Origin of the sequence: Edaphobacter sp., from assembly GCF_028283685.1 — a bacterium.
Classification (GTDB): Bacteria; Acidobacteriota; Terriglobia; order Terriglobales; family Acidobacteriaceae; genus Edaphobacter.
On the sequence record NZ_JAPWKF010000004.1, the window covers coordinates 253,632 to 278,528 of the forward strand.

Genomic DNA, 24,897 nt, shown 5'->3' on the forward strand with positions numbered 1-24,897 from the left:
AGCGGAGTTAGAGGCCGCGGCCCGGCTCGTTCCACTCGTAGACCACGATGCCCAGATCCCCAAGAGTCTTGTAGACGGCTTCAACGTTACGCCGGACCCCGGCGCGAGCTGCTGGAGGCACGTCATGCGCCTCTTCAACGGCCAGGACGCGTCCATAGGGCCACGAACTGCTGGGGATGGCGTTTAATGCCGTCGGCAGGTCGTTCAGGCGGACGTCCAGATTGCGCCGCCGTGCCCCCACGGGGCGGAGCAGGCCACCCTGCCCAATCTCGCTGGGATTGGAGTCGGCAAGCAGAACATGGAGAGAGACCATGTCACCCTGCACCGTCAGATAGGGATTTTCCCATGAACCCAGGCTGCGCACCGCCATATAGCGGCTCTTGGAGGGAGGCGGGATCATATCCAGTTGCTGTCTTGCTGAATCCAGCGCGAGACGCTGTTGTTCTGCGAGATTCGCTGCGTCCGCAGCAGTCGATGGACCATGGTTGCAACCGGTCAGGGTCAAGGGAAGAGCGAGGGCGCAGGAGAGGACGACCGTAAGGCGGGATCGCCCGGAAGGGGTGAACATATCGACTATCAGCATATCAAGTTTCATTGATTTTCCCGCTGATTTCCTGCATCCGCGGTCCGTTATGGGAAAGAGGCGCAGACTTAACGCCCTGTCCAGACCGGAGGGCGCTTGTCGAGAAATGCCTTTGTTCCCTCCGTCTTATCGTCTGTCCCGGACAGTTTGCCGAAGATGGACGCCTCAAGGCTGAGGCCGGCGTCCAGGCTGCGGTCGGCTCCCTTGGTGACGGCCTCCAGGCAGCCCGCGATCGCGAGCGGCGCCAGCTGCAGAATGCTGCGGGCTATCTCCTCCCCGCGGGCAAGCAGCTTCTCTGGTGCGACGACTTCATCCACCAGCCCGATTCGCAGTGCCTCTGCGGCTGTGATGATCTGGGCGGTGAGCAGCAGCTTCAGGGCCGCCGACTGGCCCACCAGCCGGGGAAGACGCTGTGTGCCACCATAGCCGGGGATCAGCCCAAGCCTGGCCTCTGGCTGACCAAACGTTGCCGTCTCAGAGGCGATGCGAAGCGTGGAAGCCATCGCCAGCTCGCAGCCGCCGCCGAGGGCGAAGCCATTGACCAGAGCGATGACGGGCTTGCCGCAGGTCTCGATCTGGCGCAGGATACTGCTTCCACGATGTGCGAGGGCACGGCCTGCAGAACGATTGACGACGACAAGTTCGCTGATATCAGCGCCCGCAGCAAAAGACTTTTCACCGCTTCCGGTCAGCAGAATGACGCGAATGGCAGGATCCCTGGCGAGGCTTCCGAAGACATCGCGCAGCTCCGCGAACATCTGGATATTCAGAGCGTTGTGAACGTGCGGTCGATTGAGGGTGACGGTTGCCATCTGCTCTCTGGTCTCGCAGAGCAGCGTCTCGTAGTCTTTGCCTGCCTCCATTCGGATGCCTCTGCCTCCTTGTTTTAGCGCGGAGTCCGTCTCAATGGTTGAGATCGGTAAACGATACAATCGAAGTCATGATTAAGGGAATAACGCTGGTCCGCGAGGTTGCCTCGGCGGATGCTCACGAGAGCCTGGGCCGCCTGCTGCTCTCACTGGGATTTGAGCAGGGAAAAGGCTGGGATGACGGCACCGGACGCGGTACAGCGCTGCTGGCGCCGCTGGGCAACCTGGAGCTGGTCTCCGGACGCGCGCCTGCGGTACCGCCGATCCTGATTGAGGTCTTCGGGCTGGACGCCGTCCATCGTGCGGTGCATCAGTGGATGCTGTCCAACTACCGCAGCGAAGAGATTGAGACGCTGCTGAGCGGGCCGGAGCTGACGCATTGGAACAGTCGCCTCTTTACAGTCAAATTGTCTGACGGCACAAGCGAAGGGCTGACCATCGGATTCTGGCAGTCGGAAAATCCTCTCCACGGAAAGCCTGCAGCGATCGAAGGAGACCTCTCCGCTGCCGGGATGCGTATTGCCATCGTGACGGCTCGCTGGAACGCGGTCATTACCGACCGTCTGCTACAGGGATCGCTCGACGCCATTCTGCGTAGTGGCGGATCGCGTGCGGATGTAGAGATCGTTCGTGTCCCCGGCGCCTGGGAGGTGCCTTCTGCGGCGCGTACGCTGGCGGAGACGAAGCGCTTCGACGCGATCATCACCATCGGCTGCCTGATTCGCGGTGAGACTGCGCACTATGAGGCGATCTACAACGAGGTTGCGCGCGGCATCGGTCAGTCGCAGCAGGATACAGGCATTCCGCACGCCTTCGGCGTCCTGACCTGCGAGACGCTGGAGCAGGCTCTGGATCGCGCCGGTATCAAGGCAGGGAACAAAGGATTCGAGGCTGCGGTCGCCGCCATCGAGATGGTTTCCATTCAGCGCAAGATCAAGGCGAGCGAGGACGGCAAGTAATGGGTATGCGAAGAAAGTCCCGCGAACTGGCGATGCAGATGCTCTTCCAGGGAGACCTGGGCAAACAGACACCGGAGCAGGTGGACAAGCTCTTCTGGGAATCACGTGACGATATCGACGAGGACACGCGGGCGTTTGCCGAAGACATCTATCGCGTCGCCACGGCGCGCCAGCCGGAGATCGACAAGCTCATTGAGGCCCATGCACAGAACTGGCGGCTGGAGCGCATGGCCGTCGTAGACCGGAACCTGATTCGCGCCGCGGTTGCGGAGATGATGGGCAGCCCGAACACGCCTGCTGCGATCATCATCAACGAGTCGCTGGAGATTGCACGACGCTATGCTGCGCCTGAGTCTATCCAGTTCCTCAACGGTGTGCTCGACGCCATTGCGCGCGAGCTGCTGAAGCAGCGTCTCGCATAGATCCTTCTGTCGTAAGCAGCAAAAGAAAGCCCTCTCCGTGGAGAGGGCTTTCTTTTATTAGTGCTTCGGCGAACTATGAGGTCGCCTTGCGCGGGTGCTGTACGATCAGGTTCGGCGTCACGTAGGTCGTCGAAGAGTCGGTTCCGTTGCTGTTGTAGAGCGGCAGCTTCGGAGCGATGATCTTCGTTGCATCGTCAACCAGTGTCGTTGTGTTGATCAGGTGGATCTGATTGTCACCTGAAGTGCCAACGTAGAGCGTCGTGTTGTCGGCGCTGGGTACGGCAGCGACAGGAGCTGTCGCGCCGCTGGTGAGAGCCACCTGCGAGAGAACACCCGTCGATGGATTGTAAGCAGGGAGCGATCCCGATCCGGTATAGGTGATAAACGCCTTTGCGGAATCAGAGGTGGCAATGACGCCAGTAATTGCCGAAACCGTCACGCCGAGAGGAAGCGTGTTCGATGTTCCGCGGTTGGCGGTGAAGTAGTCCGGTGCAACCGTGGTCGGGCAGTCGGCCAACGGGAGACCCTTCGAAAAGCCAAGATCCACCAGGGAGCCGCCAGCGGTAGCTGTCGCTCCGATGATGTGGAGGCCGTCGTTGGTTGCTGCAACGCGATCCGTCGGAATCGTCGCGGTATCAGCCAGCGGATAGGCGACATTGGTGATAGAGGACTGATCGGGCGGAGTGCCGACGATGGTCGTGCTGGAGCAGTAGCTGCGAGCCGTGGTCGCCGCTCCGGCGAGGTAGGCGCCCACACTCGGCACCGCAATCGCGACGTCGGTTGCTGGAGCAGTAAGCGAGACCTGGTTCCATCCGGTGAAGGACGAGTAGACCAGCAGCTGATTATTAGGTGTGACGTTGTAGCTGCTGTCAGGCGTTCCCATGGTGATGTAAACCGTGTTGTTGTCCTGCGTGAACTGCGCACGAACGCCGACACCGCCGTAGGTGGAGGTGATGGCTCCGGCTGAGGTGTACAGGTACGTGAGGTTCTTGCGCGGATCGCTGATGATGATCTTCGTTCCATCGGGCGAGATGGCCAAAACCTTGCCGGCGACGTTGGTGAATTCGCTGGTGAGGCTGTTGGTGCTGGCGTTGAACACCATCAGTTCGGTGTCCGTCCCCATGTACATCGTCGTGCCGTCGTTGGAGAGCACCATCGAGTTGGGAGCATACGGCAGACGGACTGCAGCGCTGAGAGCCGTGTTGGTGAAGTCAACCGGGTAGATGTAGCGCGACTGGGTGCTTCCAGCCCAGAGCAGCGTGCTGTTCGTGCCGGGCGACGTCACATTGACATCGTTGGATGCAATGGGCTTGCCGTTGCCGAAGAGGCCGATCTGGTTGACCGGTGCCGTGTTGCAATCCGGCGGCTGGCAGAAAGCCGTAATGGCCGCTGCTCCAGGGAACGCAGGCGTTACGGTGCCGGTCGTCGAGACAGGAACCGTGATCGGCGTCGTCGACACGAAGTCGAGCGTGAGGCCGGTCAGCGTCGTTCCGTACTGGTCGGTCGCAACTGCAGACAACGGCTGAGTCGTGTTCTGGTCGACAGAGACGCTGCTCGTTCCAGACGTTACATTCGGAACCGTTAAGCTGATCTTCGTTGGTGGGCAGGTCGAGAAGAAGCCTGCCGACGATCCTGTCTGCGTCAGGTTCGCGGTGATGACCGTCGATCCCGGTTGCTGCGCTGTGGCCACGCCGTTTTCATCGATGGTGACGATGGTGGTCGCCTGCGCAGCGAAGGTCAGGTGGCCGACCTGGCAGGTGATGTTGGCGCCGGCTGAATCATAGGCGCGCGCCACCAACTGGCCAGTACTGCCCTGCGAGAGGCAGGCATTGCCGACGTATGGATCAGCGGTGACGGTTGCCTGGGAGGCAAGCGGGCAGCAGTTCGACGAGGGGTCAGTGCTTGTCGAACAGTCAGCAGTCGCCGTGGGATTACCAAGTATGACGCTGGCAACCTTGGGGTGCACGAAGATCGGCAGCGGGTTGCTGTTCGCTCCTGCACCCGAAGCCACAACGTAAACCTCACCCGAAAGATCAGTCTCGTTGCAGGTCGTGTAGTCGGCGATGCCGGCTCCCGAGTTGCGGTTCCAGGTGCCGGCGCACAGCTTGCCGGCATTGGTTCCCGACGGAACGACGTCCGCAATATTGAGGGTCGCTTTGCCGTTGGCATCGAAGACACCATAGGTGTAGGCGCTGACAGTAACTGAGGTGCCCTTACAGTCGGTCGCGGTAGGAGTTGAGACCTGGGCAATCTGGCCCTGGTTCATCGAGATCCCATAGATACGCGGCAGTAGGGTGATGGTAGAGACCTGACCGACAACCGGTCCGGTATCGCCGCCATTGCAATACACAACAGCAGTTTTCTTCCCGCAACCTGAGATCGAGATGCCGAAAGGAATAGTAAATAAAAGCAGGACCGCTAGAGTAACAAACCGACGCATTGAACCTCCCCGTTCAACCGCAGTGCGCGATATGAACGGTTTCACCGCAAACGCTGAATTCCCGAGGCTTCAGTGTATAAAGCCGAAGTCTTCCGAGGCAAATATGTGACTGTGGTTTTTGACGAATCGCCGAGCGATACGTCGTTACCGTCCAGCCGTAGTTCCGGATACCTTGGCCGGCATCTCGGTTTCAAACCAATTAAGCGCCCTTTCGAGGACATCCCGGCGATGCTCCGGCGACCGGAAACCATGGCCCTCGTTGGGATAGACGACCAGCTGCGTCTTTACGCCGACAGCGCGCAGGCCGTGCCAAAATTCAAAACTCTGTGGCGCCGGGCACTCACCGTCCCGGTCCCCGACGACGACCAAAGTAGGCGTCGTCACGTTTTTGATGTACTCGATCGCCGAACTTTTGGAGTAGACGGCAGGATCGTCATAGACGCTGGCGCCGAAGAAAGGGATCATCCACTGATCGATGGAGTTCTCTCCATAGTAGCTCTTCCAGTCGCTGATGCCAGCTCCGGCGACGGCGGCATGAAAACGCTTGGTCTGGGAGACCGCAAACATCGTCATAAAGCCGCCATAGCTCCAGCCGGTCAGGCCTTCGCGGCTCTTGTCGATGGGCAACCGGGCCTCGATGGTGTCCATGCCGGTGGTGATGTCGCGGAGGTCGCCGTAACCGAAGTCTTTGCGGTTGGCCTGGGTAAACGCCTCTCCCTGGCCGTAGCTTCCGCGCGGGTTCGGCATAAAGACGAAGTAGCCAAGCGAGGAGAAGGGAACGCCGCCGTATCCGAGGCCCGGCCAGCGCGGGGAGACGGCCGACGACGGTCCTCCATGGACGGAGACGATCAAGGGATATTTCTTTGCAGGATCGTAGTTTGCCGGATAGAGCAGCCAGCCCTGCACATGAAAGCCTTCGTTCATCCACTCCACGTTCTCGGTCTTGCCCCAGAGAGGTTTGATCGCGTCGTTCAGGTGCGAGATCTGCTTCAAGGCGTTCATACGGCCTGCCCATACCTCCGGGGCGTGCTCAAACGAGCTGCGGATGATCGCGATATCACCGTGCTGGGAGATGGAAATGCTCATCGCTGCTGTGCCGGAGCCAATGCTCTCAGGGAAAGTGATCGACTTCGAGGCATCGTCCTGGCCAGTCTGCAGGCGGTGAATAATGAGGCGCGAACTGCCGCCGAGGTGCTCCGAGATACCAATCGCCTCCTCATTCAGCCATGCAAAATAAGCAGGTGTCGAGGTGCGGCCGGGGGTGAGATCCTTTGGCTTGCCTCCGCCGGAGGAAATCGACCAGATATCGCCGCCGGTCGAACCCTGATCGCTCATCAGTCCACCGATGAAAGCGATCTGCTTGCCGTCAGGCGACCAGCGGGGAAGGGCGATCTGGAGGCCGTGCAGCGGGCCGTCCACCTTCTTTGTATCGAGGATGGATGTGGGATCGCCCCCCAGGGCCTGCTGCGTGTAGATCTGTGCGACCCACCAGGTATTTTCCCCCGGTGGCGGGGCCGCGACATAGGCAAACTTTGACGAGTCAGGAGACCAGTTGAACTCGTAGACATGGAGCGTCCTGGGGGTGACCTGGGCGAAAGAGCCAGAGGCAACGTCGGCAACACCAACACGCTGCACCTCGACGCCGTCCTCGCCGATGACGCCATCCCACGGCTTCATGGCGGCCAGTGCACCTGCGGAGCGGGTGGCGTTTTCAACGAAGAGGAAGCCGATCTTCTTGCCGTCCGGGGACCATGCGGGCGAGGTGATGGCACCGGTCAGATGAGTCAACTGCTGCGATTCCCCTGTCTTCTTCGACCAGACGATGACCTGTGGCTGCCCATCAGCAGAAGGCATGCAGGTAGACAGATAAGCGAGACTCTCGCCATCAGGCGACCAGGTAGGGGCGCCTCCGCCGCAGGTGGCACCGGGCGCTGGAGTAATCGTCTTGTCTGTAGCGGACGAAAGTTCGGTCAGGTGAAGCTCCTCACCTTTGCTGCCGCGCACAGACCAGGCGACGATTCTTCCGTCGGGTGAGATGGCGGCATCTGTCGGTGTACGAGTCTTTCCCAGGCTTGAGATCAGGGCACTGATGCGGGGATCGCCGGAGCGGGAAGAACCATCATGGGCTGTCTCCTGCGCCTGCGAGGAAGCGATCGTGACGGCCAACAGGAGAGGAAGCAGGACAGGTCGTATGGTTCGTGAAAACATTCTGGGTCAAGGCTAGCATTCGGCAGCGGGAACCGGATGGGTTTCGAGCGGGTGAAACAGTCGCAGAAGCAGGCGTTGCACACTTCCTGCCGAGACTCCAGTTGAGGGTTGTCATTGCATGCCGAGCACAAGGAGTAAAGCTGCCTCTGTGAGCCACGATTTCGTTGACTTGTGGAAAAGAACTTGTTATCCTCACATGGTTCCGTGGGTATTTGGAACGCATCGCTGTGTGTCAATGCAGGGGTGCGCGGGCAGCAAGCCCGGCGTATTGAGTGAACGATTCTCGCAAAGCGGTAGGCGGGAAGAGTTAACTTGCGATATACTGGATACCAGAAAGATAAACCGCAGGGCGTAAGAACCTGCGGCCCATCGATACGAGTCTGCGACACCCTCCACCTTGGATGGGCTATGTGGGCCGGAACAGCGAAACGGAGTTGGGCAGGTCAGGGGTCGCCGAAGGGCAGCCTTGGATTGGCCAAAAGATCCAGCCACCGTCGACTGTTTTCGTCTGGTTGTAAAGGGTTCTACAGACGCGAAGCAGGGTTGTACTTCGCTCGAAGGGCGCGATTGCGTCCTCACTTTTGCGCGTGTACCGCAAAGGGCGAAGTCTGACTCTCCGGAGCGCCTGACAAAAGTTAGGTTTTAGCTATACCAAGGAGTTCGAGTGCCTACGTTTCATCAGCTCGTCAAGCAGGGCCGCACGCCCACTCGCTATAAGACTGCCTCGCCTGCCCTGCAGGGTTCGCCCCAGCGCCGCGGCGTTTGCACCCGCGTCTACACCCAGACGCCGAAGAAGCCGAACTCGGCGCTCCGTAAGGTTGCCCGTGTCCGTCTGACTAACGGCATCGAGGTTACGACCTACATCCCCGGTATCGGCCACAACCTGCAGGAGCATTCGATTGTGCTGATCCGCGGCGGCCGTGTGAAGGATCTGCCGGGCGTTCGTTATCACGTTGTTCGTGGCACGCTCGACTCCGTCGGCGTGGCCAACCGCAAGCAGAGCCGCTCTAAGTACGGCGCAAAGCGCCCGAAGGTTGCCGCTAAGTAAGCTTTGAAGTTTTAGCCGTTCAAGCCTGGCTCGTGAGAAGTCCCGCGCCAGGGGAAGAAGAGAGAAGAAGAGATGCCGAGAAAAGGTTATATCGCCAAGCGTGAAGTTGCTGCCGACCCGGTGTACGGTTCGACCCTTGTAACAAAGTTCGTCAACTCGATGATGTGGGGCGGAAAGAAGTCGACTGCCCAGAAGATCTTCTATACGTCGATGACGAACCTGGAGCAGAAGGGTGGCGACGAAGCCCTGAAGCTCTTCAAGAAGGCTGTCGAAAATGTGAAGCCGCTCCTTGAGGTTAAGAGCCGCCGCGTTGGTGGTGCGAACTATCAGGTGCCGATCGAAGTCAACCCTGAGCGCCGCACTTCGCTGGCGATCCGCTGGCTCGTGACCTATGGCCGTGCTCGTGGAGAGAAGGGCATGGTCGAGAAGCTTACGGCGGAGTTGCTGGATGCGGCCAATGGTCGTGGCGCTGCGATGAAGAAGAAGGAAGATGTTCATCGTATGGCTGAAGCAAACAAGGCTTTCGCTCACTACCGCTGGTAGTTTTCCCAGTTCTCGAAGTTTGATTTTGGATTCAACGCAGTAGCTAACCGCGGGATTGGCCCGCAGATGAGAGACGGATCGTGGCACGCACTACACCTCTGAATCGTTGCCGGAATATCGGAATCATGGCGCATATCGACGCCGGCAAGACGACGACGACCGAGCGCATTCTCTTCTATACGGGCATCACGCACCGTATCGGAGAGGTGCACGAGGGCACTGCCACCATGGACTGGATGGAGCAGGAGCAGGAGCGCGGCATTACGATTACGTCGGCTGCCACGACCTGCACCTGGAAGAACCATCGCATCAACATCATCGACACCCCCGGCCACGTGGACTTTACGGCCGAGGTGGAGCGCTCGCTTCGTGTGCTTGATGGTGCGGTTGCGTGCTTCGATGCGGTTGCTGGCGTGCAGCCACAGTCCGAGACGGTTTGGCGTCAGGCCACCAAGTACAAGGTCCCGCGTATTTGCTTCATCAATAAGATGGACAAGGCTGGCGCGGATGCCGTGTATGCGACCTCGACGATCGTTGATCGCCTCGGCGCTCGCGCTGTGCCGATCAATATTCAGATCGGTGCTGAGGCGAAGTTCGCCGGTGTGGTTGACCTGGTCATCATGAAGGCCATCCTCTGGCACGACGAGACGATGGGCGCGCAGTACTCGGTGGAAGAGATTCCTGCCGACCTGATGGATAAGGCTGTCGAGGCTCGTCACTTCCTGATCGAGGCTGTCTCTGAGCACGATGATGAACTGATGAACATGTACCTCGAGGGGCAGGAGCCCACGGTGGACCAGCTCAAGGCTGGCATCCGTAAGGCAACCATCGGAATGCACATCTTCCCGGTTCTCTGCGGATCCTCCTTCAAGAACAAGGGCGTGCAGACTCTTCTCGATGCTGTCCTCGATTATCTGCCCAGCCCGCTCGATATTCCTCCGATTGTTGGTTCGAACCCGGACAACATGGAAGAGAAGGTCGTACGCAAGACGGATGACAGCGAGCCTTTCGCTGCACTCGGCTTCAAGATCATGACCGACCCATTCGTTGGCCAGCTCATCTTCATCCGTGTCTACTCGGGAACGTTGAAGACGGGCGACTCGGTTCTGAATCCGCGTACGGGCAAGACGGAGCGTATTGGCCGTCTGCTTAAGATGCACGCGAACAAGCGCGAAGAGATTACAGAGATTCTCGCGGGCGATATCTGCGCGGCTGTCGGATTGAAGAATCTGGTTACTGGCGACACAATCTGCACGGACAAGGCACCCGTGGTGCTCGAATCGATCGACTTCCCCGCGCCGGTTATCGAGCTCGCAGTTGAGCCGAAGACCAAGGCCGATCAGGAGAAGATGGGCATGGCGCTTGCCAAGCTCGCGCAGGAAGATCCTACCTTCCGCGTGCATACCGATGTTGATTCGGGTCAGACCATCATCGCCGGCATGGGCGAGCTTCACCTCGAGATCATCGTTGACCGCATGATGCGCGAGTACAAGGTCGAGGCCAATGTTGGTAAGCCCCAGGTGGCATACCGTGAGACGATCCGTTCGAACTCCGAAGCTGAAGGTAAGTACATCCGTCAGACCGGTGGATCGGGTAACTACGGCCACGCCAAGATTCGCATCTCGCCCAACGAGCCGGGTAAGGGTTACGAGTTCTCGAACGATACCAAGGGCGGCGTGATTCCCAAGGAGTACATCAAGCCGATCGACCAGGGTATTCAGGACGCGATGACTCGCGGCGTTCTTGCCGGATACGAGATGGTTGATATCAAGGTCTCGCTGTACGACGGAAGCTATCACGATGTCGACTCCAACGAAATGGCGTTCAAGATCGCCGGTTCGATGGCCTTCAAGGAAGCTGCAAGGAAGGCGAAGCCGGTTCTGCTTGAGCCAGTGATGGACGTGGAAGTGACCGTTCCTGAAGAGTTCATGGGAACGATCATCGGCGACCTCAACTCCCGCCGCGGACGTATCGAAGGCATGGAGATGGTCGGCGGAACCCAGGCGATCAAGGCGACGGTGCCGCTGTCGACGATGTTCGGCTATGCGACGCACATGCGCTCGTCTACTCAGGGCCGCGCGAACTACTCGATGCAGTTCAAGCAGTACGAAGAGGCGCCTAAGTCGGTTTCGGAAGAGATCATCGCCAAGGTGCAGGGCAAGGAATAGTTAGCGCGATGCTAACCAGGATTTGAAGAAATTCAAGGAAGACGGAGAGAGCAATGGCGAAGGAAAAATTTGACCGGTCCAAGCCGCATGTGAACATTGGCACGATTGGCCACATTGACCACGGCAAGACGACTTTGACGGCGGCGATCACGAAGGTTCTGTCGAAGCACAACCCGAAGAACAGCTTCCGTTCGTTCGATACGATCGACAACGCTCCTGAGGAGCGCGAGCGTGGTATCACGATCGCGACGTCGCACGTGGAGTACGAGACGGCGAACCGTCACTATGCCCACGTCGATTGCCCTGGCCACGCCGACTACATCAAGAACATGATCACGGGCGCAGCGCAGATGGACGGCGCGATCCTGGTGGTTGCAGCGACGGACGGCCCGATGCCCCAGACGAAGGAGCACGTTCTGCTCGCTCGTCAGGTTGGCGTGCCGTACATCGTTGTGTTCCTGAACAAGTGCGATGCGGTTGAGGATCCTGAGCTGATCGACCTGGTGGAGATGGAAGTTCGTGAGCTTCTGTCGAAGTATGACTTCCCCGGCGACGACGTTCCTGTCATCCGCGGTTCGGCGCTTGGCGCCCTGAACGGCGAAGCACAGTGGGAAGAGAAGATCGACGAGCTGATGGAAGCGGTGGACAAGAATGTGCCGCAGCCTGACCGCATGGTCGACCTTCCGTTCCTGATGCCGATCGAAGACATCTTCTCGATCTCGGGCCGTGGCACTGTTGTTACGGGCCGTATCGAGCGTGGCAAGATCAAGGTTGGCGACCCTGCCCAGATCGTGGGCTTCCGCGACACGCAGGCGACGACGGTAACGGGCGTCGAGATGTTCAAGAAGCAGCTGGACGAGGGTCTTGCGGGCGACAACGCCGGTCTTCTTCTTCGCGGAACGGCGAAGGAAGATGTGGAGCGTGGCATGGTTCTGGCGAAGCCGGGCTCGATCACGCCGCACACGGTGTTCAAGGGCGAGGTTTACGTGTTGTCGAAGGAAGAAGGCGGTCGTCACACCCCGTTCTTCAACGGCTACCGTCCCCAGTTCTACTTCCGCACGACGGACGTGACTGGCTCGGCGAAGCTTCCTGAGGGCACCGAGATGGTGATGCCTGGCGACAACATCCAGCTGGAGATCACGCTGCACACGCCGGTGGCGATGGAGAAGGGTCTTCGCTTCGCTATCCGCGAAGGCGGCCGCACCGTCGGCGCAGGCACCATCTCCGAGATCATCAAGTAGTGAAAGCGCCGCCTGCTTCGGCGGGCGGCGACTCAACCAGTTCTTTGCGCAAAGAAAAGAGAGAAGACAATGGCAGGACAGAGAATCAGGATTCGTTTGAAGGCTTATGACTACCGCGTACTCGACACCTCCACCGGAGAGATCGTTGAGACGGCAAAGCGCACTGGAGCGCAGGTTGCAGGGCCGATTCCGCTGCCGACCATGAAGAACAAGTACTGCGTTCTGCGTTCGCCCCACGTCGATAAGAAGTCGCGCGAGGCCTTCGAGATTCGTACCCACAAGCGCCTGATCGACATCCTCGAGCCTACCCAGCAGACGGTAGATGCTCTGATGAAGCTTGATCTCCCCGCTGGTGTGGACGTCGAGATCAAGACGGTTCAGAAGTAGTTCTTCGATTGAGATTTGAGCAGTACCCTACAGTGCCCAAGGGCATGATGAGGAAAGGAAAAGAAGATGTCAGTATCAGGAATTCTCGGTAAAAAGGTCGGCATGACTCAGATTTTCGATGACAACGGTGAAGTTCACCCTGTCACGGTTCTGAAGGCTGGCCCCTGCGTGATTACGCAGCTCAAGACGATGGCCAAGGATGGCTACGACGCCGCACAGATCGGCTATGTTGACTTCGTCAAGGCTTCGAAGGTGAACAAGGCTATGACCGGTCACTTCGCGAAGTCGGATGTTCCTCCGGTTCGCGTCATGAAGGAAGTCTCGGTTGAGACTCCAGTTGCCGCCGAAGGTGAAGAGGCGACCCCGGTGAAGGCTGGTGATCGCGTTCTTGTCGACATCTTCTCGGATGAGAAGTTTGTGGACATTATCGGAACCTCCAAGGGCCGTGGTTTTGCGGGCGTCATTCGTCGCCACAACTTCGGTGGCGGTCCCAAGTCGCACGGTCACATGTTCCAGGTGCAGGGCTCGATCGGTGCATCGTCGTTCCCCTCGCGCGTATTCCCCGGCCAGCGTATGCCCGGTCATATGGGACACGATCAGGTGACGGTCCGCAATCTCCGCATTCGCGCGATTGACCTGGACGACAATCTTATTCTGGTCGAGGGTGCCGTACCCGGCCCGCGTGATGGCTATGTGCTCATCTCCAAGGCCAAGGCACCACCGCGCGAGCGTCGTGGCTTCGCTGGTGCAGCTACCAAGGATGCTCTGAAGGCTTCGAAGAAGGCTTCGGCAAAGAAGAAGTAAGAACTGTCCAGAAGCAGGCTTCTAGATAGGAGTCTGCTTCTGGATACCGAACAAACTCTGCTCGGAGAACAGACCGAAAGAAGCAGAGAAATAAAGCTAGGGCACGCCGCATCGATGGCGTGCACAGAAAGAGAACGAAGTACGATGGCAAACATCAATGTAGTCAATCTCGGTGGAAGCAAGGTCGGTGAGTTTGAGCTCATCGACGCAGTCTTCGCCGGTGAGGTAAATGACTCGCTCCTCTGGGAGGCGGTCAAGCACTATCGCGCCGCTCTCCGTCAGGGCACCGCGGCGACCAAGAACAGGAAGCTGGTCTCCGGCGCTGGCAAGAAGCTCTGGAAGCAGAAGGGAACCGGCCGCGCTCGCGTCGGTTCGATCCGCACCCCGCTCTGGCGTGGCGGCGGTACGGTCCACGGACCCCAGCCTCGCAGCTACGAGTATGCGTTCCCGCAGAAAAAGCTGATGGGCGCTCTGCGTTCGGCGATCGCTGCGAAGATCCAGGACGGCAAGTTCACCGTTGTCGATTCGTTCTCGGTCCCCGAGGCGAAGACCAAGCTCTACCGTCAGGCTCTCAACAAGCTCGAGGCGGGCAAGACGACTCTTCTGGTCGAGACCAGCAAGAAGCTCGACGAAAAGCTGTACCTCGGTTCGCGCAACCTGGCTGGTGTTGAGCTCGTTCTCAGCTCCGAGGTTCACCCGTACGATCTTCTCCGCTACGAGCATGCCGTCTTCTCGAAGGATGCGATTGAAGCGCTGCAGGAGACGTTGAAGAAGTATGTATCGAAGCGTAAGGCTTCGCAGAAGGAGGTCGCGTAATGCCGACCCTGTATACCGTCATTCGTCGCCCCCTGATTACTGAAAAGGGAATGGGCGTCAAAGAGACCCAGAACACCCTCGTCTTCGAGGTTGCTGAGAATGCGACCAAGACCGAGGTCAAGCAGGCCGTTGAAACTCTCTTCAAAGTGAAGGTTTCGACTGTTCGCACTGCAATTGTCGAGGGCAAGGAGCGCCGACGTGGACGTTTCGCCGGCTATCGCCCCGACTGGAAGAAGGCATATGTTCGCCTGAAGGATGGCGAGAAGATGCCGGAGTACCTCGACAGCCTGTAGGCCGCTGCCGATAGTCGCTGGTTCGCAAACAGTATGAACCAGCTTGAACAGAGTTTGAAGTTTCGAAAACTAGCTCGGAAGTAAAAGCTAGGAGCAAAGAAGACGATGCCGATCAAAACATTTCGACCGATTACTCCATCACTCCGCTTCGCAACGAAGCTGGTCAATGATGACCTGACGACGGACAAGCCGCACAAGCCGCTGCTCGCAGTCAAGCAGCGCACCGGTGGCCGCAACTCGTCGGGCGCGATGACCATCCGCCATCATGGCGGCGGTCACAAGAAGAAGCTGCGCCTGATTGACTTCAAGCGTGACAAGTTTGGAATTCCTGCTACGGTCACCACGATCGAATACGATCCGAACCGCAGCTCGCGTATCGCCCTGGTCAGCTATGCTGACGGCGAGAAGCGTTACATCCTGCAGCCCATCGGACTCAAGGTCGGTCAGTCGATCATGAGCGGCCCCGAGGCCGACATCCTGGTTGGCAATGCTCTGCCGCTGAAGAACATTCCGGTTGGTACGATCGTGCACAACATCGAGCTTCGTCCTGGCAAGGGCGCGCAGATGGCACGCTCGGCCGGCGCTCAGGTCAACCTGATTGCGAAGGAAGGCGATTACGCGCTCTTGAAGCTGCCCTCCGGCGAGACCCGTAAGGTTCTCATCGAGTGCATGGCGACCGTTGGCCAGGTTGGCAACACCGATCACGAGAACGTGACCGTCGGTAAGGCCGGCCGCAACCGCTGGAAGGGCATTCGTCCCACCAACCGCGGTGTCTCGATGAACCCGGTCGATCACCCGCATGGTGGTGGTGAGGGTAAGACCTCGGGCGGACGTCATCCTGTGACCCCTTGGGGCCAGCCGACGCGCGGATACAAGACACGTAACAACAAGCGGACCGATGTGTTCATCGTGAACCGCCGCAGCAAGTAAAGGATTCGGGAGCTAACTGATGGCACGTTCTACGAAAAAGGGTCCATTTATTGATGACCACCTCATGACGAAGATCAATGTCATGAACCAGACGAACGACAAGAAGGTCCTTCGTACCTGGTCGCGCCGCTCGACGATCCACCCGGACTTCGTCGGCCACACGATCGCTGTGCACAACGGCCGTAAGTTCATCCCGGTGTACGTGACCGAGAACATGGTCGGCCACAAGCTCGGTGAGTTTGCTGGAACGCGCACCTTCAAGGGTCACTCGGCTAAGACCGAGACGGCGACCAAGGCCAAGTAAGAATTTCGTTTTTGCTTTCAAGGAAGAAGTCATGGCAAACGTAGCAGAAAAAACCAGAGAGTTTCGCGCCGAGGCCAAGTTTCAGCGCACCAGCCCGCAGAAGGCGAAGCTCGTCCTGGACCTGATCAAGGGGCTCCGCGTGGAGCAGGCGATCAATACGGTCCACTTCAACAACAAGCGCATCGCTCCGGTAGTCGAGAAGGTTCTGCGTTCCGCGATTCAGAACGCCAACTACGTCTCGCAGGAGCAAGGCCTGGATGTCGACGTCGATAATCTTTACGTCAAGTCGGCTGTCGCCAACGAAGGCCCGCGCATGAAGCGGATCCGCCCTGCCCCGATGGGCCGTGCGTTCCGTTACCAGCGCCGTCTCGCCCACATCATTGTGACTGTGGCCGAGAAGAGCAAGCCGACCACGGCCGCAGCTGCGGAAGAGACCAAGGCCGCTCCGGCAGCCAAGGGCAAGAAGGCCGCGCCTAAGACCGCAGCCAAAAAGGCTCCCGCGAAGAAGGCAGCTGCAAAGAAAACGGCAACAAAGAAAGCCGCAAAGTAACCGGATTTCATGCCTGTTTTTGCAGTAAAATAGAAGGGTTTTGCAGCATCGCCCGCCGGCTCAACCGGTCAGGAGCGGAGAGTAAAGGGAAGCTATGGGACAGAAAGTCCATCCGTATGGGTTTCGCCTCGGCGTAAACAAGCCGTGGAAGTCGCGCTGGTTTGTCGAGCGCGGCTATGACAAGCTGCTGGTTGAGGACGTCAAGCTGAAGGCCGAACTGCGCGAGAAGCTTAAGGCTGCTGGCGTGAGCTCGGTCGAGGTGGAGCGCCCCGGCAACAAGCTTCGCCTGATCATCCGCACGGCGCGCCCGGGTATCATCATCGGCCGCAAGGGTGCTGAGATCGACAAGCTCAAGGCTGACATCCAGAAGCGCACTAACCGCGAGGTGTTCATCGACATCCTTGAGGTGAACAAGCCGGAGCTTGACGCTCAGCTGGTGGCCGAGAATATCGCACTGCAGCTCGAAAAGCGCGTCAGCTTCCGTCGTGCGATGCGTAAGTCGGTTGACTCGGCGCTGCGTTTCGGTTGCAAGGGCATCAAGGTCCGCGTCTCCGGCCGTTTGAATGGCAACGAGATCGCGCGTTCGGAGTGGTATCTCCAGGGCCGTCTGCCGCTGCACACGCTGCGCGCCGACATCGACTACGGTTTCGCCGAGGCACATACCACCTACGGCATTATCGGCGTCAAGACCTGGGTCTATCGCGGAGATATCTACGAGCAGAAGCGTCGCCGCGAGCAGGGTACGACGACGGGCGTCTTCGCCTCGTAAACGAAGTTTGAATCAAGCTCGCTCCGGTACCGCCGGGGCGGGCAGCTGAAAGCTAGGGGTTTCGTTATGTTATTGCCAAAGAAGGTGAAGTATCGCAAGCAGCAGCGCGGCCGTATGACCGGCAAGGCGTGGCGCGGCTCCGATCTTTCGTTCGGCGACTACGGCCTTAAGGTCCTGGAGTGCGGTTATATTACAGACCGCCAAATCGAGGCCAGCCGTATCGCGATGACTCGTTTCATCAAGCGTGGCGGCAAAGTCTGGCTGCGTTTGTTCCCGGACAAGCCGATTACCAAGAAGCCTGCCGAAACCCGTATGGGTAAGGGTAAGGGCGCTCCCGATCACTGGGTCTGCGTCGTTCGCCCCGGAAGGATTCTGTTCGAGATGGAAGGCGTCAACCCGGAGATGGCGAAAGAGGCGATGCGCCTTGCCGCCCATAAGCTTCCGCTCAAGACGACCTTCGTTCAGCGTCACGACGTGGTCGCCACGACTGCCGCCAAGTAAGAAGATTCGTTGAAGGATAAGAGACATGGAACTCGATAAGATTCGCAACCTCAGTGACGAAGAGCTCAAGGGCGAGCAGACTAAAGCTGCCGAGCAGCTGTTCCGCATCCGCTTCCAGCAGAGCCTCGGAAACACCGAGGGCATCAAGAAGCTGCGCGCACTCAAGCTGGACGTCGCTCGCATCAAGACTGTCGCCCGCGAGCGTGAGCTCAGCCTCGCCAAGCCCGCACCCGTGGCTGTAGAAGCTCCCAAGAAGAGCACTCGCAAGAAAGCAAAGAAGGACTAAGCCATGGCAGAGATCACAAACAAGACTGAAGCCGCCGAGCAGACCGCCTCCCGCCGTAATGAGAAGGTTGGTCTGGTCGTCTCGACCAAGATGCAGAAGACGATCGTCGTCGAGATCGAGATGCGCAAGGCTCACCCCAAGTACAAGCGTGTCATGAAGTCGAACAAGAAGTTCTACGCGCATGACGAGCAGAACTCGGCTCGCGTCGGCGACGTCGTCCGCATTCGCGAGGCCCGTCCGCTGTCGAAGCTGAAGCGCTGGTCGCTTGAAGAGATCGTCCGCCGCAGCTCGCTCGCGCTGGCCGAAGAGAAGGCCGCCGAGACGAAGTAGGTTTCGCCGCAGACTGTTCCTCGGAACGATAAAAAGATCTGCGGAGACGAGTTGGATAGGATAACGGGGGAGAGAAGCCCCCGGCCATATCACCAGGAGACGAACGATGTCAGTACAGATGAGAACAATCCTTGACGTGGCCGATAACTCTGGCGCACGCAAGCTGCAGGTGATCCTGCCCCTCGGTGGCGGTCTCGGCAAAAAGGCCGGCCTGGGCGACGTCGTCACGGCTGCGGTCAAAGAGGCCTCGCCGGACGGAACGGTCAAGAAGGGCAAGGTCGTCAAGGCTGTGATCGTGCGCACGCGCAAGGAGTATCGCCGCAGGGACGGAACCTACATCCGCTTCGATCAGAATGCAGCGGTTGTGATCAATGATGCGATGGAGCCAGTTGGCACCCGCGTCTTCGGCCCAGTCGCCCGTGAGCTCCGCGAGAAGAAGTTCCTCAAGATCGTCTCGCTTGCGCCTGAAGTTATCTAGTTTTCGCGCCGTGCAGAGTCTGGCGGCGCCATCAAGCGGATTCCGGCTCCGACAGATCGCCGAGGGTAGGAGAGGTAAATATGGCAGGCATCAAGATCAAGCGCAACGATACGGTTGAGGTCATCGCAGGTAAGGATAAGGGCAAGCGCGGCCGCGTTCTTCGCGTCATCGCCGAAAAGCAGCGCGTCCTGGTCGAGCACGTGATGATGGTCAAGAAGCACGTGAAGCCCAACCCGCAGCGCAACATCAAGGGCGGAATTGCGGAGCAGGAATTGCCGATTCACATCTCGAATGTGATGCTGGTTGACAGCGAGGGCAACAAGACCCGCATCGGCTCTCGTATCGAGGGCGACAAGAAGGTTCGCGTTTCGAAGGCAAGCGGTAACACGATTGCTGACAAGAAGAAGTAAGTTGTAAGTCGTTCAATATGGTTCACCCCACGAAACGGTAGACGGCATTTGCCAACCCGGAGCCGTGGAGAAAGCGAAGAAAAGAAATGGCGTCACGCTTTAGAGAGAAGTACGAAAAAGAGATCAAGCTGGCTCTTGGCAAGGAACTCAACATCGAGAACGTGATGGCGATTCCGAAGCTGGAGAAGATCGTCGTCAACATGGGTCTGGGCGAAGCGACCCAGAACGTTAAGATCATGGATCCGCTTGTGGCCGATCTTGCTGCCATCACCGGTCAGAAGCCCGTGACAACCAAGGCAAAGAAGTCGATCGCTGCCTTCAAGGTTCGCGAAGGCATGCCTATCGGAGCGATGGTCACCCTGCGCGGCGATGCGATGTACGAGTTCCTGGATCGCCTGATCTCGATCGCGCTTCCGCGCGTTCGTGACTTCCGCGGTGTCTCGTCGAAGAGCTTCGACGGTCGCGGTAACTACACGCTCGGTCTGCGCGACCAGCTGATCTTCGCCGAAATCGACTATGCGAAGGTCGACAAGACCAAGGGTATGAACGTCACTATCGTGACGACAGCCCACGACGACAATGGCGCACGCGCACTCCTTCGGGGCTTCGGTATGCCTTTCCGTCAGGGAGCGTAACTGGATTCGGCCCCGGAGTAACCGGGGCCTCCAACTGTTTAGTGTTTAGAAGGATAGAGAGTAAAGGTTATGTCTACTACTGCAAAGCGCGTCAAAGATGCAAAAACGCCGAAGTTCAAGTCCCGCAAGCACAACCGCTGCCAGCTCTGCGGTCGTCCCCGCGCCTTCCTTCGTAAGTTTGGCGTCTGCCGTCTCTGCTTCCGTTCGCTCGCTCTCAAGGGAGAGATTCCGGGCGTTGTGAAGTCGAGCTGGTAAAAAGGCACATGAGCCTGGCAGGGTAACCTGCTATACTATTTCCACTACAGCGCTCGGTAATTTATGCCCGAACGCACGATCCAGAGACCTCATTCAAGCGAAAGCCTAGAGTGCAGACGTCTGGAACGTAAAACAGACAAAGGCAATACAACATCTTTGCTGGTTCTCGCATGACTATGTCTGCGAGCGAACGGGAGATGAAGGAGATTGAATGAACCTCACTGATCCAGTAGCAGACTTTCTGACCCGTATCCGCAACTCCATCCGCGCCCGCCACCAGAAGCTGGACGTACCTGCTTCGAAGCTGAAGGCCGAGATCGCCCGCATCCTGAAGGACGAGGGGTATATCTCCAATTACAAGGCGACCGAGGAAAACGGACTGCGCGTCATCCGCGTGTATCTGAAGTACGGTGTCAACAACGAGGCCGCTATTCGTGATCTGCAGCGCGTCTCGCGTCCAGGTTGCCGCGTGTATGTTGGCCGCGACGAGATTCGCCGCGTTCAGGGCGGTTTGGGTATCTCGATCATGACCACCCCGAAGGGTGTCATGACCGGCCGTCAGGCTCGCCGCGAAGGCGTTGGCGGTGAGATCCTCTGCGAAGTCTGGTAGTTCCGGGCCTCGTGTCACGAGATTGATATTTGTAGTACGGGCGGTTCGCCCACCGGCTGCAGTGGAACGAATTCTGATCGATGATTGATTAGCTTCGCGACTCGCAAGCCAGATAAAGGAAATTCACGATGTCACGTATTGGCAAGAAGCCGATTCCCGTTCCAGCAGGTGTCAAGTACACCGTGAACGGAAACACAGTTCTGGTTGAAGGCCCCAAGGGGAAGGTCAATGCTCTTCTGCCTGCGGGTATCTCGCTGGTGGAGAGGGATGGCGCCATCCACGCAGAGCGTGAAAGCGACAAGTATGCGGCCTTTCATGGCCTCGCGCGCGCTCTCGTGTTCAACGCTGTTCAGGGTGTCACGGCAGGATGGACGAAGGAGCTCGACGTTGTTGGTATCGGATACCGCGTCGAGATGAAGGGTAAGAGCATGGTTGTCTTCACGCTCGGCTACTCGCATCCGATTGAGTTCCCGCTGCCCACGGGTATCGATGTTGCCATCGACCCGAAACAGACTCATGTCACAGTCTCCGGTATTGACCGCCAGAAGGTTGGCCAGGTCGCCGCTGATATGCGCTCGCTGCGTAAGCCCGATCCGTATAAGAACAAGGGCGTTCGCTACACCGGCGAGAAGCTGAAGAAGAAGGTTGGCAAGACGGGCGCTAAGTAAGGCCCGGAATTAAAGCCGCAAGTTAGGTGCCGGAGGCTGGATCGATAAGTGCCCCAGCCGGTTGAGGAAGCTTTGAAGTCCGCCTCTGGCCCCTGTTCCCTGTATGGAAGTACAAAGCCGAACGTCGCCGGTATGCTGGCGACGCTGTTAGGAAGGAAACAAACTATGATTACTCCTCGTAAGCGCGATGTTATCCGCAAGCGCGTTCACACGCGTATCCGCGAGAAGCTCTCCGGAACCTCAGAGCGCCCGCGTCTCAATGTCTACCGTTCGCTGGACCACATCTACACGCAGTTGATCGACGACGCCAACGGCGTCACGATCGCTTCGGCCTCGACTCTCGCCAAGAAGGGTGAGGAGAAGAAGGTTGGCGGAAACGTCGCTGCCGCTGTTGAGGTTGGCAAGTTGATCGCCGAGCGCGCTCAGGCTAAGGGCGTCAAGAAGGTGGTCTTCGATCGCGGTGGCTATCTCTATCACGGCCGCATCAAGGCCCTGGCTGACGCTGCGCGCGAAGCCGGGCTGGAGTTCTAAGAGTTTCTTGAACGGCGCTCCTGATCGAGCAGCCAGAAAGCTGGATAAGACATTATGGTGACAAAGAAAAAGATCGACGCGAACAAGCTCAACCTGAAGGATCAGGTGGTCAGCATCAACCGCGTCACCAAGGTCGTCAAGGGTGGTAAGAACATGTCATTCGCGGCCCTGGTCGTCATAGGCGACCCGGCTGAGGGTGTCGTGGGCTACGGCTCCGGCAAGGCGAAGGAAGTTCCGCAGGCTATCCGTAAGGGTATTGAGGCAGCCAAGAAGAACCTCTTTAAGATCAATCTCACCGATACCTCGATCCCGCACCAGGTGCTTGGCCACTACGGCGCTGGGCAGGTCATGCTGAAGCCGGCTCCCGAGGGTACTGGTGTGATCGCAGGTGGTACGGTTCGTGCTGTGATGACCTCGGCCGGCGTGCAGAATGTTCTCACCAAGTCCATCGGCACCAAGAATCCGCACAACGTTATCAAGGCTACCTTCGACGCTCTCACCCAGCTCCGTAACAAGGCTGAGGTTGCGGCCCTGCGCGGTAAGTCCGAAGATGAGCTCTAAGCAACGTTTTTGAAGAAGAAGTGTAAGAGGAGTTTTAGCGATGGCCGAAACCAAAGCCACAATCAAGTTGCAGTACTTCCGCTCGAAGATCGCCACGCCGGAGAAGCACAAGCTCGTCGTCAAGGGCCTCGGCTTCACCAGACTGAACCAGGTCGTTGAGCGAGAAGACACCCCGTCGATCCGCGGCATGGTCGCGAAGATCCCCCATCTCGTCCGTATCGTCGAGTAGGGAAGAGCGTTCGATTCTTAATCGACAGATCTCCGGATCTGTCACAAAATGCGAGTCGGTAGCTAAGCTCCCGGCGTTATAGCGAGGAAAACATGGCAATTCGTAATCTTTCCAATCTGAAGGCCCCTGCAAAGGCCAATCGTAATAAGAAGCGTGTCGGCCGCGGTATGGGTTCGGGCATGGGTAAGACCTCGACCCGCGGTCACAAGGGTCAGGGCTCGCGCTCGGGTTCCTCGCTCATGCGCGGTTTCGAAGGCGGCCAGATGCCGCTGCACCGCCGCCTTCCGAAGCGTGGCTTCACCAACATCTTCCGTACCGAGTACACCGTGCTTGGCCTCGACCGCATCGCTGAGATCAACGCTGCTTCGAACGAGACCGAGTTCACGCTCGAGAAGATCGTCGCGCTCGGCCTGCTGCGCAAGCGGAACGGCCTGATCAAGGTTCTGAACAATGGCGAGATCAAGGTTGCCATTACCGTCCATGCCCACAAGTTTTCGAAGACCGCCCAGGAGGCGATCGAGAAGGCTGGTGGCAAGGCGATCCTGATCGGCTAGATGTCGCGCGGCATGTAGAATCCAGTCAGGCGAGGGATGAGTCCCTCGCCTGCCGTTTCACCAGAACCATTCCGTTTCCCCTTTGAGGTTTCGCTCTCCGATGTTCGACAAGTTCGCAAACATCTTCCGTATCCCAGACCTCCGCAAGCGCGTTATGTTTACGCTGGGTATGTTGGCCGTCTATCGCCTTGGATCGCACATTCCCACCCCTGGCATTAACGGTCAGATGCTCTCCGAGTTCTTCAATCAGAACTCTGGCTCGGCACTCGGACTGGTCGATCTGTTCTCGGGCGGAAATCTGCGTAAGCTGACGATCTTCGCCCTCGGCATCATGCCGTACATTACGGCGTCGATCATCTTCCAGCTTCTGACTGTGATCTATGAGCCGCTGGCGAAGTTGCAGAAGGAAGGCGAACTCGGCCGCCGGAAGATTACGCAGTGGACTCGTTATGTCACGGTACTTCTTGGTATCGTCCAGTCGTTCACGATTGCGCTGACCCTTACCAACACCTCCACCGGTTCGTCGATGGTGACGATCCCGCGCATGGCCTTTATTCCGCTGTGCGTTTTGACGCTGACTGCTGGAACCGCCTTCATCATGTGGCTGGGTGAGCAGATCACCGAGCGCGGTATCGGCAACGGTATGTCACTGCTGATCTTCACCGGTATTGTGGTCGGTCTGCCGAAGGGCATCGAAGAGCTATACGACAAGATCAAGACCAACGCTTGGGGAACCTTTACTCCCGTTGCGGTTGCCATTCTGATCGCAGGCATGATCGCCGTCGTTGCGTTCATTGTCTACGTAGAGCGTTCAGAGCGCCGCATCCCGGTGCAGTACGCCAAGCGGATCGTCGGTCGTCGCATGATGGGCGGACAGTCCACCCATCTTCCGCTGAAGGTGAACTCCGGTGGCGTGATGCCGGTCATCTTTGCCAGCTCGATTCTGTCGGCTCCGTTGCTGTTCGCCGGTATGAGCTTCTTCGGTAGCGCTCCTCTGCGCGATACAGCCTTCTTTGGCCCGATTATTCGCAATCTGGCTCCCGGTGAGCCGTGGTACGAGCTTCTCTACATCGTGGCGATCATCTTCTTCGCTTACTTCTACATCTCGATCGTCTTCCGTCCCGATGACATCGCTGACAACATGCGCAAGTACGGCGGCTTTATTCCCGGCATTCGTCCTGGCAAGCGTACGGCGGACTTCATCAACGACATCCTGACCCGCATCACACTGGTCGGTGCGCTGTACCTGATCATCATCTCTCTGATTCCTCAGCTGATCATCAGCGGCATTCACTTCAATCATCTCTGGCTGATTGGCCCGGTCTTTGACAAGCTCCCCAGCTGGATGACCAACGGACTTGGCGTAACCTTCTACTTCGGCGGCACCTCGCTGCTGATCGTCGTCGGTGTTGCGATGGATACCGTGCAGCAGGTGGAATCGCAACTCATCATGCGCCACTATGACGGCTTCACTCCCAAGAGCGGCCGCATCCGTGGGCGCAAGAGCTGGTAGGA

At 58.4% G+C, this 24,897-nt stretch carries 32 protein-coding genes; 28 read left to right on the forward strand and 4 right to left on the reverse strand.

Going from position 1 to position 24,897, the window contains the following annotated elements:
• Positions 1–7: 7 nt before the first annotated feature.
• Entirely contained in the window at positions 8–583 is a 576-nt protein-coding gene (locus PW789_RS06010) for a hypothetical protein (RefSeq protein WP_299372910.1), read from the reverse strand.
• Positions 584–651: 68 nt separating this feature from the next.
• Positions 652–1,446 carry an enoyl-CoA hydratase-related protein gene (locus tag PW789_RS06015; RefSeq protein WP_299372913.1) on the reverse strand — a complete coding sequence of 265 codons (795 nt, stop codon included), beginning with the start codon at positions 1,444–1,446 and terminating at the stop codon, positions 652–654.
• A 77-nt stretch (positions 1,447–1,523) separates the two neighbouring features.
• Here PW789_RS06015 and ribH point away from each other — a divergent pair, with 77 nt between their 5' ends.
• Complete coding sequence (ribH, locus tag PW789_RS06020) at positions 1,524–2,411, forward strand: 6,7-dimethyl-8-ribityllumazine synthase (RefSeq protein ID WP_299372915.1); 888 nt, start codon at positions 1,524–1,526, stop codon at positions 2,409–2,411.
• A complete protein-coding gene (nusB, locus tag PW789_RS06025; protein ID WP_299372918.1) occupies positions 2,411–2,833 on the forward strand; it encodes a transcription antitermination factor NusB in 423 nt (140 codons plus the stop codon). The genes ribH and nusB overlap by 1 nt, the downstream gene beginning before the upstream one ends.
• A 73-nt stretch (positions 2,834–2,906) precedes the next feature.
• Here the strand turns inward: nusB and PW789_RS06030 are convergent, their stop codons facing one another.
• Entirely contained in the window at positions 2,907–5,183 is a 2,277-nt protein-coding gene (locus tag PW789_RS06030) for a hypothetical protein (protein WP_299372921.1), read from the reverse strand.
• A 234-nt stretch (positions 5,184–5,417) separates the two neighbouring features.
• Positions 5,418–7,481, reverse strand: a complete 2,064-nt coding sequence (locus PW789_RS06035) for a S9 family peptidase (RefSeq protein WP_299372924.1) — start codon at positions 7,479–7,481, stop codon at positions 5,418–5,420.
• Between the two features lie 664 nt (positions 7,482–8,145).
• Here PW789_RS06035 and rpsL point away from each other — a divergent pair.
• From rpsL to secY, 26 genes are all read left to right on the forward strand, one after another.
• Positions 8,146–8,529, forward strand: a complete 384-nt coding sequence (rpsL, locus tag PW789_RS06040) for a 30S ribosomal protein S12 (RefSeq protein WP_299372927.1) — start codon at positions 8,146–8,148, stop codon at positions 8,527–8,529.
• Positions 8,530–8,601: 72 nt separating this feature from the next.
• Positions 8,602–9,072, forward strand: a complete 471-nt coding sequence (gene rpsG / locus PW789_RS06045) for a 30S ribosomal protein S7 (protein ID WP_299372930.1) — start codon at positions 8,602–8,604, stop codon at positions 9,070–9,072.
• An 80-nt stretch (positions 9,073–9,152) separates the two neighbouring features.
• Entirely contained in the window at positions 9,153–11,240 is a 2,088-nt protein-coding gene (fusA, locus tag PW789_RS06050) for an elongation factor G (protein WP_299372933.1), read from the forward strand.
• 53 nt (positions 11,241–11,293) lie between these two features.
• Entirely contained in the window at positions 11,294–12,481 is a 1,188-nt protein-coding gene (gene tuf, locus PW789_RS06055; RefSeq protein WP_299372936.1) for an elongation factor Tu, read from the forward strand.
• Positions 12,482–12,550: 69 nt separating this feature from the next.
• Complete coding sequence (gene rpsJ / locus PW789_RS06060; protein ID WP_013581294.1) at positions 12,551–12,868, forward strand: 30S ribosomal protein S10; 318 nt, start codon at positions 12,551–12,553, stop codon at positions 12,866–12,868.
• Positions 12,869–12,934: 66 nt separating this feature from the next.
• The gene (rplC, locus tag PW789_RS06065; protein WP_299372956.1) at positions 12,935–13,672 is read left to right on the forward strand and encodes a 50S ribosomal protein L3; all 738 of its coding nucleotides are present in this window, start codon (positions 12,935–12,937) and stop codon (positions 13,670–13,672) included.
• A gap of 144 nt (positions 13,673–13,816) precedes the next feature.
• The gene (gene rplD, locus PW789_RS06070) at positions 13,817–14,488 is read left to right on the forward strand and encodes a 50S ribosomal protein L4 (RefSeq protein WP_299372959.1); all 672 of its coding nucleotides are present in this window, start codon (positions 13,817–13,819) and stop codon (positions 14,486–14,488) included.
• Positions 14,488–14,781, forward strand: coding sequence for a 50S ribosomal protein L23 (locus PW789_RS06075; protein WP_299372962.1), 294 nt, complete (start codon positions 14,488–14,490; stop codon positions 14,779–14,781). The genes rplD and PW789_RS06075 overlap by 1 nt, the downstream gene beginning before the upstream one ends.
• Before the next feature lie 105 nt (positions 14,782–14,886).
• Positions 14,887–15,711 (forward strand): 50S ribosomal protein L2, encoded by an 825-nt coding sequence (gene rplB, locus PW789_RS06080; protein WP_299372965.1) that lies wholly within the window; start codon positions 14,887–14,889, stop codon positions 15,709–15,711.
• A gap of 19 nt (positions 15,712–15,730) precedes the next feature.
• Positions 15,731–16,015 carry a 30S ribosomal protein S19 gene (gene rpsS, locus PW789_RS06085; RefSeq protein ID WP_299372968.1) on the forward strand — a complete coding sequence of 95 codons (285 nt, stop codon included), beginning with the start codon at positions 15,731–15,733 and terminating at the stop codon, positions 16,013–16,015.
• A gap of 31 nt (positions 16,016–16,046) precedes the next feature.
• Entirely contained in the window at positions 16,047–16,565 is a 519-nt protein-coding gene (rplV, locus tag PW789_RS06090; protein ID WP_299372971.1) for a 50S ribosomal protein L22, read from the forward strand.
• Between the two features lie 94 nt (positions 16,566–16,659).
• Positions 16,660–17,334 (forward strand): 30S ribosomal protein S3, encoded by a 675-nt coding sequence (gene rpsC / locus PW789_RS06095; RefSeq protein WP_299372974.1) that lies wholly within the window; start codon positions 16,660–16,662, stop codon positions 17,332–17,334.
• 66 nt (positions 17,335–17,400) lie between these two features.
• A complete protein-coding gene (rplP, locus tag PW789_RS06100) occupies positions 17,401–17,835 on the forward strand; it encodes a 50S ribosomal protein L16 (protein ID WP_299372977.1) in 435 nt (144 codons plus the stop codon).
• Between the two features lie 25 nt (positions 17,836–17,860).
• Positions 17,861–18,121, forward strand: a complete 261-nt coding sequence (gene rpmC, locus PW789_RS06105; protein ID WP_299372980.1) for a 50S ribosomal protein L29 — start codon at positions 17,861–17,863, stop codon at positions 18,119–18,121.
• Between the two features lie 3 nt (positions 18,122–18,124).
• Complete coding sequence (rpsQ, locus tag PW789_RS06110) at positions 18,125–18,451, forward strand: 30S ribosomal protein S17 (protein WP_299372983.1); 327 nt, start codon at positions 18,125–18,127, stop codon at positions 18,449–18,451.
• Between the two features lie 106 nt (positions 18,452–18,557).
• A complete protein-coding gene (gene rplN, locus PW789_RS06115) occupies positions 18,558–18,929 on the forward strand; it encodes a 50S ribosomal protein L14 (RefSeq protein WP_299372985.1) in 372 nt (123 codons plus the stop codon).
• An 89-nt stretch (positions 18,930–19,018) separates the two neighbouring features.
• On the forward strand, positions 19,019–19,339 hold the full coding sequence (gene rplX / locus PW789_RS06120) for a 50S ribosomal protein L24 (protein WP_299373534.1): 321 nt from the start codon (positions 19,019–19,021) through the stop codon (positions 19,337–19,339).
• Between the two features lie 86 nt (positions 19,340–19,425).
• Positions 19,426–19,974 (forward strand): 50S ribosomal protein L5, encoded by a 549-nt coding sequence (gene rplE, locus PW789_RS06125; protein ID WP_299372988.1) that lies wholly within the window; start codon positions 19,426–19,428, stop codon positions 19,972–19,974.
• Between the two features lie 69 nt (positions 19,975–20,043).
• A complete protein-coding gene (locus tag PW789_RS06130) occupies positions 20,044–20,229 on the forward strand; it encodes a type Z 30S ribosomal protein S14 (RefSeq protein WP_299372992.1) in 186 nt (61 codons plus the stop codon).
• A 211-nt stretch (positions 20,230–20,440) separates the two neighbouring features.
• A complete protein-coding gene (gene rpsH / locus PW789_RS06135) occupies positions 20,441–20,839 on the forward strand; it encodes a 30S ribosomal protein S8 (RefSeq protein WP_299372995.1) in 399 nt (132 codons plus the stop codon).
• A gap of 128 nt (positions 20,840–20,967) precedes the next feature.
• On the forward strand, positions 20,968–21,507 hold the full coding sequence (rplF, locus tag PW789_RS06140) for a 50S ribosomal protein L6 (RefSeq protein ID WP_299372999.1): 540 nt from the start codon (positions 20,968–20,970) through the stop codon (positions 21,505–21,507).
• 165 nt (positions 21,508–21,672) lie between these two features.
• The gene (rplR, locus tag PW789_RS06145; protein ID WP_299373002.1) at positions 21,673–22,038 is read left to right on the forward strand and encodes a 50S ribosomal protein L18; all 366 of its coding nucleotides are present in this window, start codon (positions 21,673–21,675) and stop codon (positions 22,036–22,038) included.
• 54 nt (positions 22,039–22,092) lie between these two features.
• Entirely contained in the window at positions 22,093–22,599 is a 507-nt protein-coding gene (gene rpsE / locus PW789_RS06150; protein ID WP_299373005.1) for a 30S ribosomal protein S5, read from the forward strand.
• A gap of 40 nt (positions 22,600–22,639) precedes the next feature.
• On the forward strand, positions 22,640–22,828 hold the full coding sequence (gene rpmD / locus PW789_RS06155) for a 50S ribosomal protein L30 (RefSeq protein ID WP_299373008.1): 189 nt from the start codon (positions 22,640–22,642) through the stop codon (positions 22,826–22,828).
• A 92-nt stretch (positions 22,829–22,920) separates the two neighbouring features.
• Positions 22,921–23,382, forward strand: a complete 462-nt coding sequence (gene rplO / locus PW789_RS06160; RefSeq protein ID WP_299373011.1) for a 50S ribosomal protein L15 — start codon at positions 22,921–22,923, stop codon at positions 23,380–23,382.
• A gap of 100 nt (positions 23,383–23,482) precedes the next feature.
• Complete coding sequence (gene secY, locus PW789_RS06165; protein ID WP_299373013.1) at positions 23,483–24,895, forward strand: preprotein translocase subunit SecY; 1,413 nt, start codon at positions 23,483–23,485, stop codon at positions 24,893–24,895.
• Positions 24,896–24,897 lie beyond the last annotated feature (2 nt).

Coding starts and splice junctions, on each gene's coding strand:
- PW789_RS06010 (WP_299372910.1), bottom strand. CDS start 583: ATGCTGATAGTCGATATGTTCACCCCTTCCGGGCGATCCCGCCTTACG.
- PW789_RS06035 (WP_299372924.1), bottom strand. CDS start 7,481: ATGTTTTCACGAACCATACGACCTGTCCTGCTTCCTCTCCTGTTGGCC.
- rplP (WP_299372977.1), top strand. CDS start 17,401: ATGTTATTGCCAAAGAAGGTGAAGTATCGCAAGCAGCAGCGCGGCCGT.
- rplR (WP_299373002.1), top strand. CDS start 21,673: ATGATTACTCCTCGTAAGCGCGATGTTATCCGCAAGCGCGTTCACACG.
- rplO (WP_299373011.1), top strand. CDS start 22,921: ATGGCAATTCGTAATCTTTCCAATCTGAAGGCCCCTGCAAAGGCCAAT.
- rplF (WP_299372999.1), top strand. CDS start 20,968: ATGTCACGTATTGGCAAGAAGCCGATTCCCGTTCCAGCAGGTGTCAAG.
- rpmD (WP_299373008.1), top strand. CDS start 22,640: ATGGCCGAAACCAAAGCCACAATCAAGTTGCAGTACTTCCGCTCGAAG.
- PW789_RS06015 (WP_299372913.1), bottom strand. CDS start 1,446: ATGGAGGCAGGCAAAGACTACGAGACGCTGCTCTGCGAGACCAGAGAG.
- PW789_RS06130 (WP_299372992.1), top strand. CDS start 20,044: ATGTCTACTACTGCAAAGCGCGTCAAAGATGCAAAAACGCCGAAGTTC.
- rpsH (WP_299372995.1), top strand. CDS start 20,441: ATGAACCTCACTGATCCAGTAGCAGACTTTCTGACCCGTATCCGCAAC.
- PW789_RS06075 (WP_299372962.1), top strand. CDS start 14,488: ATGCCGACCCTGTATACCGTCATTCGTCGCCCCCTGATTACTGAAAAG.
- rpsG (WP_299372930.1), top strand. CDS start 8,602: ATGCCGAGAAAAGGTTATATCGCCAAGCGTGAAGTTGCTGCCGACCCG.
- ribH (WP_299372915.1), top strand. CDS start 1,524: ATGATTAAGGGAATAACGCTGGTCCGCGAGGTTGCCTCGGCGGATGCT.
- rplD (WP_299372959.1), top strand. CDS start 13,817: ATGGCAAACATCAATGTAGTCAATCTCGGTGGAAGCAAGGTCGGTGAG.
- rpmC (WP_299372980.1), top strand. CDS start 17,861: ATGGAACTCGATAAGATTCGCAACCTCAGTGACGAAGAGCTCAAGGGC.
- rplN (WP_299372985.1), top strand. CDS start 18,558: ATGTCAGTACAGATGAGAACAATCCTTGACGTGGCCGATAACTCTGGC.
- rpsQ (WP_299372983.1), top strand. CDS start 18,125: ATGGCAGAGATCACAAACAAGACTGAAGCCGCCGAGCAGACCGCCTCC.
- tuf (WP_299372936.1), top strand. CDS start 11,294: ATGGCGAAGGAAAAATTTGACCGGTCCAAGCCGCATGTGAACATTGGC.
- rpsE (WP_299373005.1), top strand. CDS start 22,093: ATGGTGACAAAGAAAAAGATCGACGCGAACAAGCTCAACCTGAAGGAT.
- rplC (WP_299372956.1), top strand. CDS start 12,935: ATGTCAGTATCAGGAATTCTCGGTAAAAAGGTCGGCATGACTCAGATT.
- rpsC (WP_299372974.1), top strand. CDS start 16,660: ATGGGACAGAAAGTCCATCCGTATGGGTTTCGCCTCGGCGTAAACAAG.
- secY (WP_299373013.1), top strand. CDS start 23,483: ATGTTCGACAAGTTCGCAAACATCTTCCGTATCCCAGACCTCCGCAAG.
- rpsS (WP_299372968.1), top strand. CDS start 15,731: ATGGCACGTTCTACGAAAAAGGGTCCATTTATTGATGACCACCTCATG.
- rplV (WP_299372971.1), top strand. CDS start 16,047: ATGGCAAACGTAGCAGAAAAAACCAGAGAGTTTCGCGCCGAGGCCAAG.
- rplE (WP_299372988.1), top strand. CDS start 19,426: ATGGCGTCACGCTTTAGAGAGAAGTACGAAAAAGAGATCAAGCTGGCT.
- rplB (WP_299372965.1), top strand. CDS start 14,887: ATGCCGATCAAAACATTTCGACCGATTACTCCATCACTCCGCTTCGCA.
- nusB (WP_299372918.1), top strand. CDS start 2,411: ATGGGTATGCGAAGAAAGTCCCGCGAACTGGCGATGCAGATGCTCTTC.
- rpsJ (WP_013581294.1), top strand. CDS start 12,551: ATGGCAGGACAGAGAATCAGGATTCGTTTGAAGGCTTATGACTACCGC.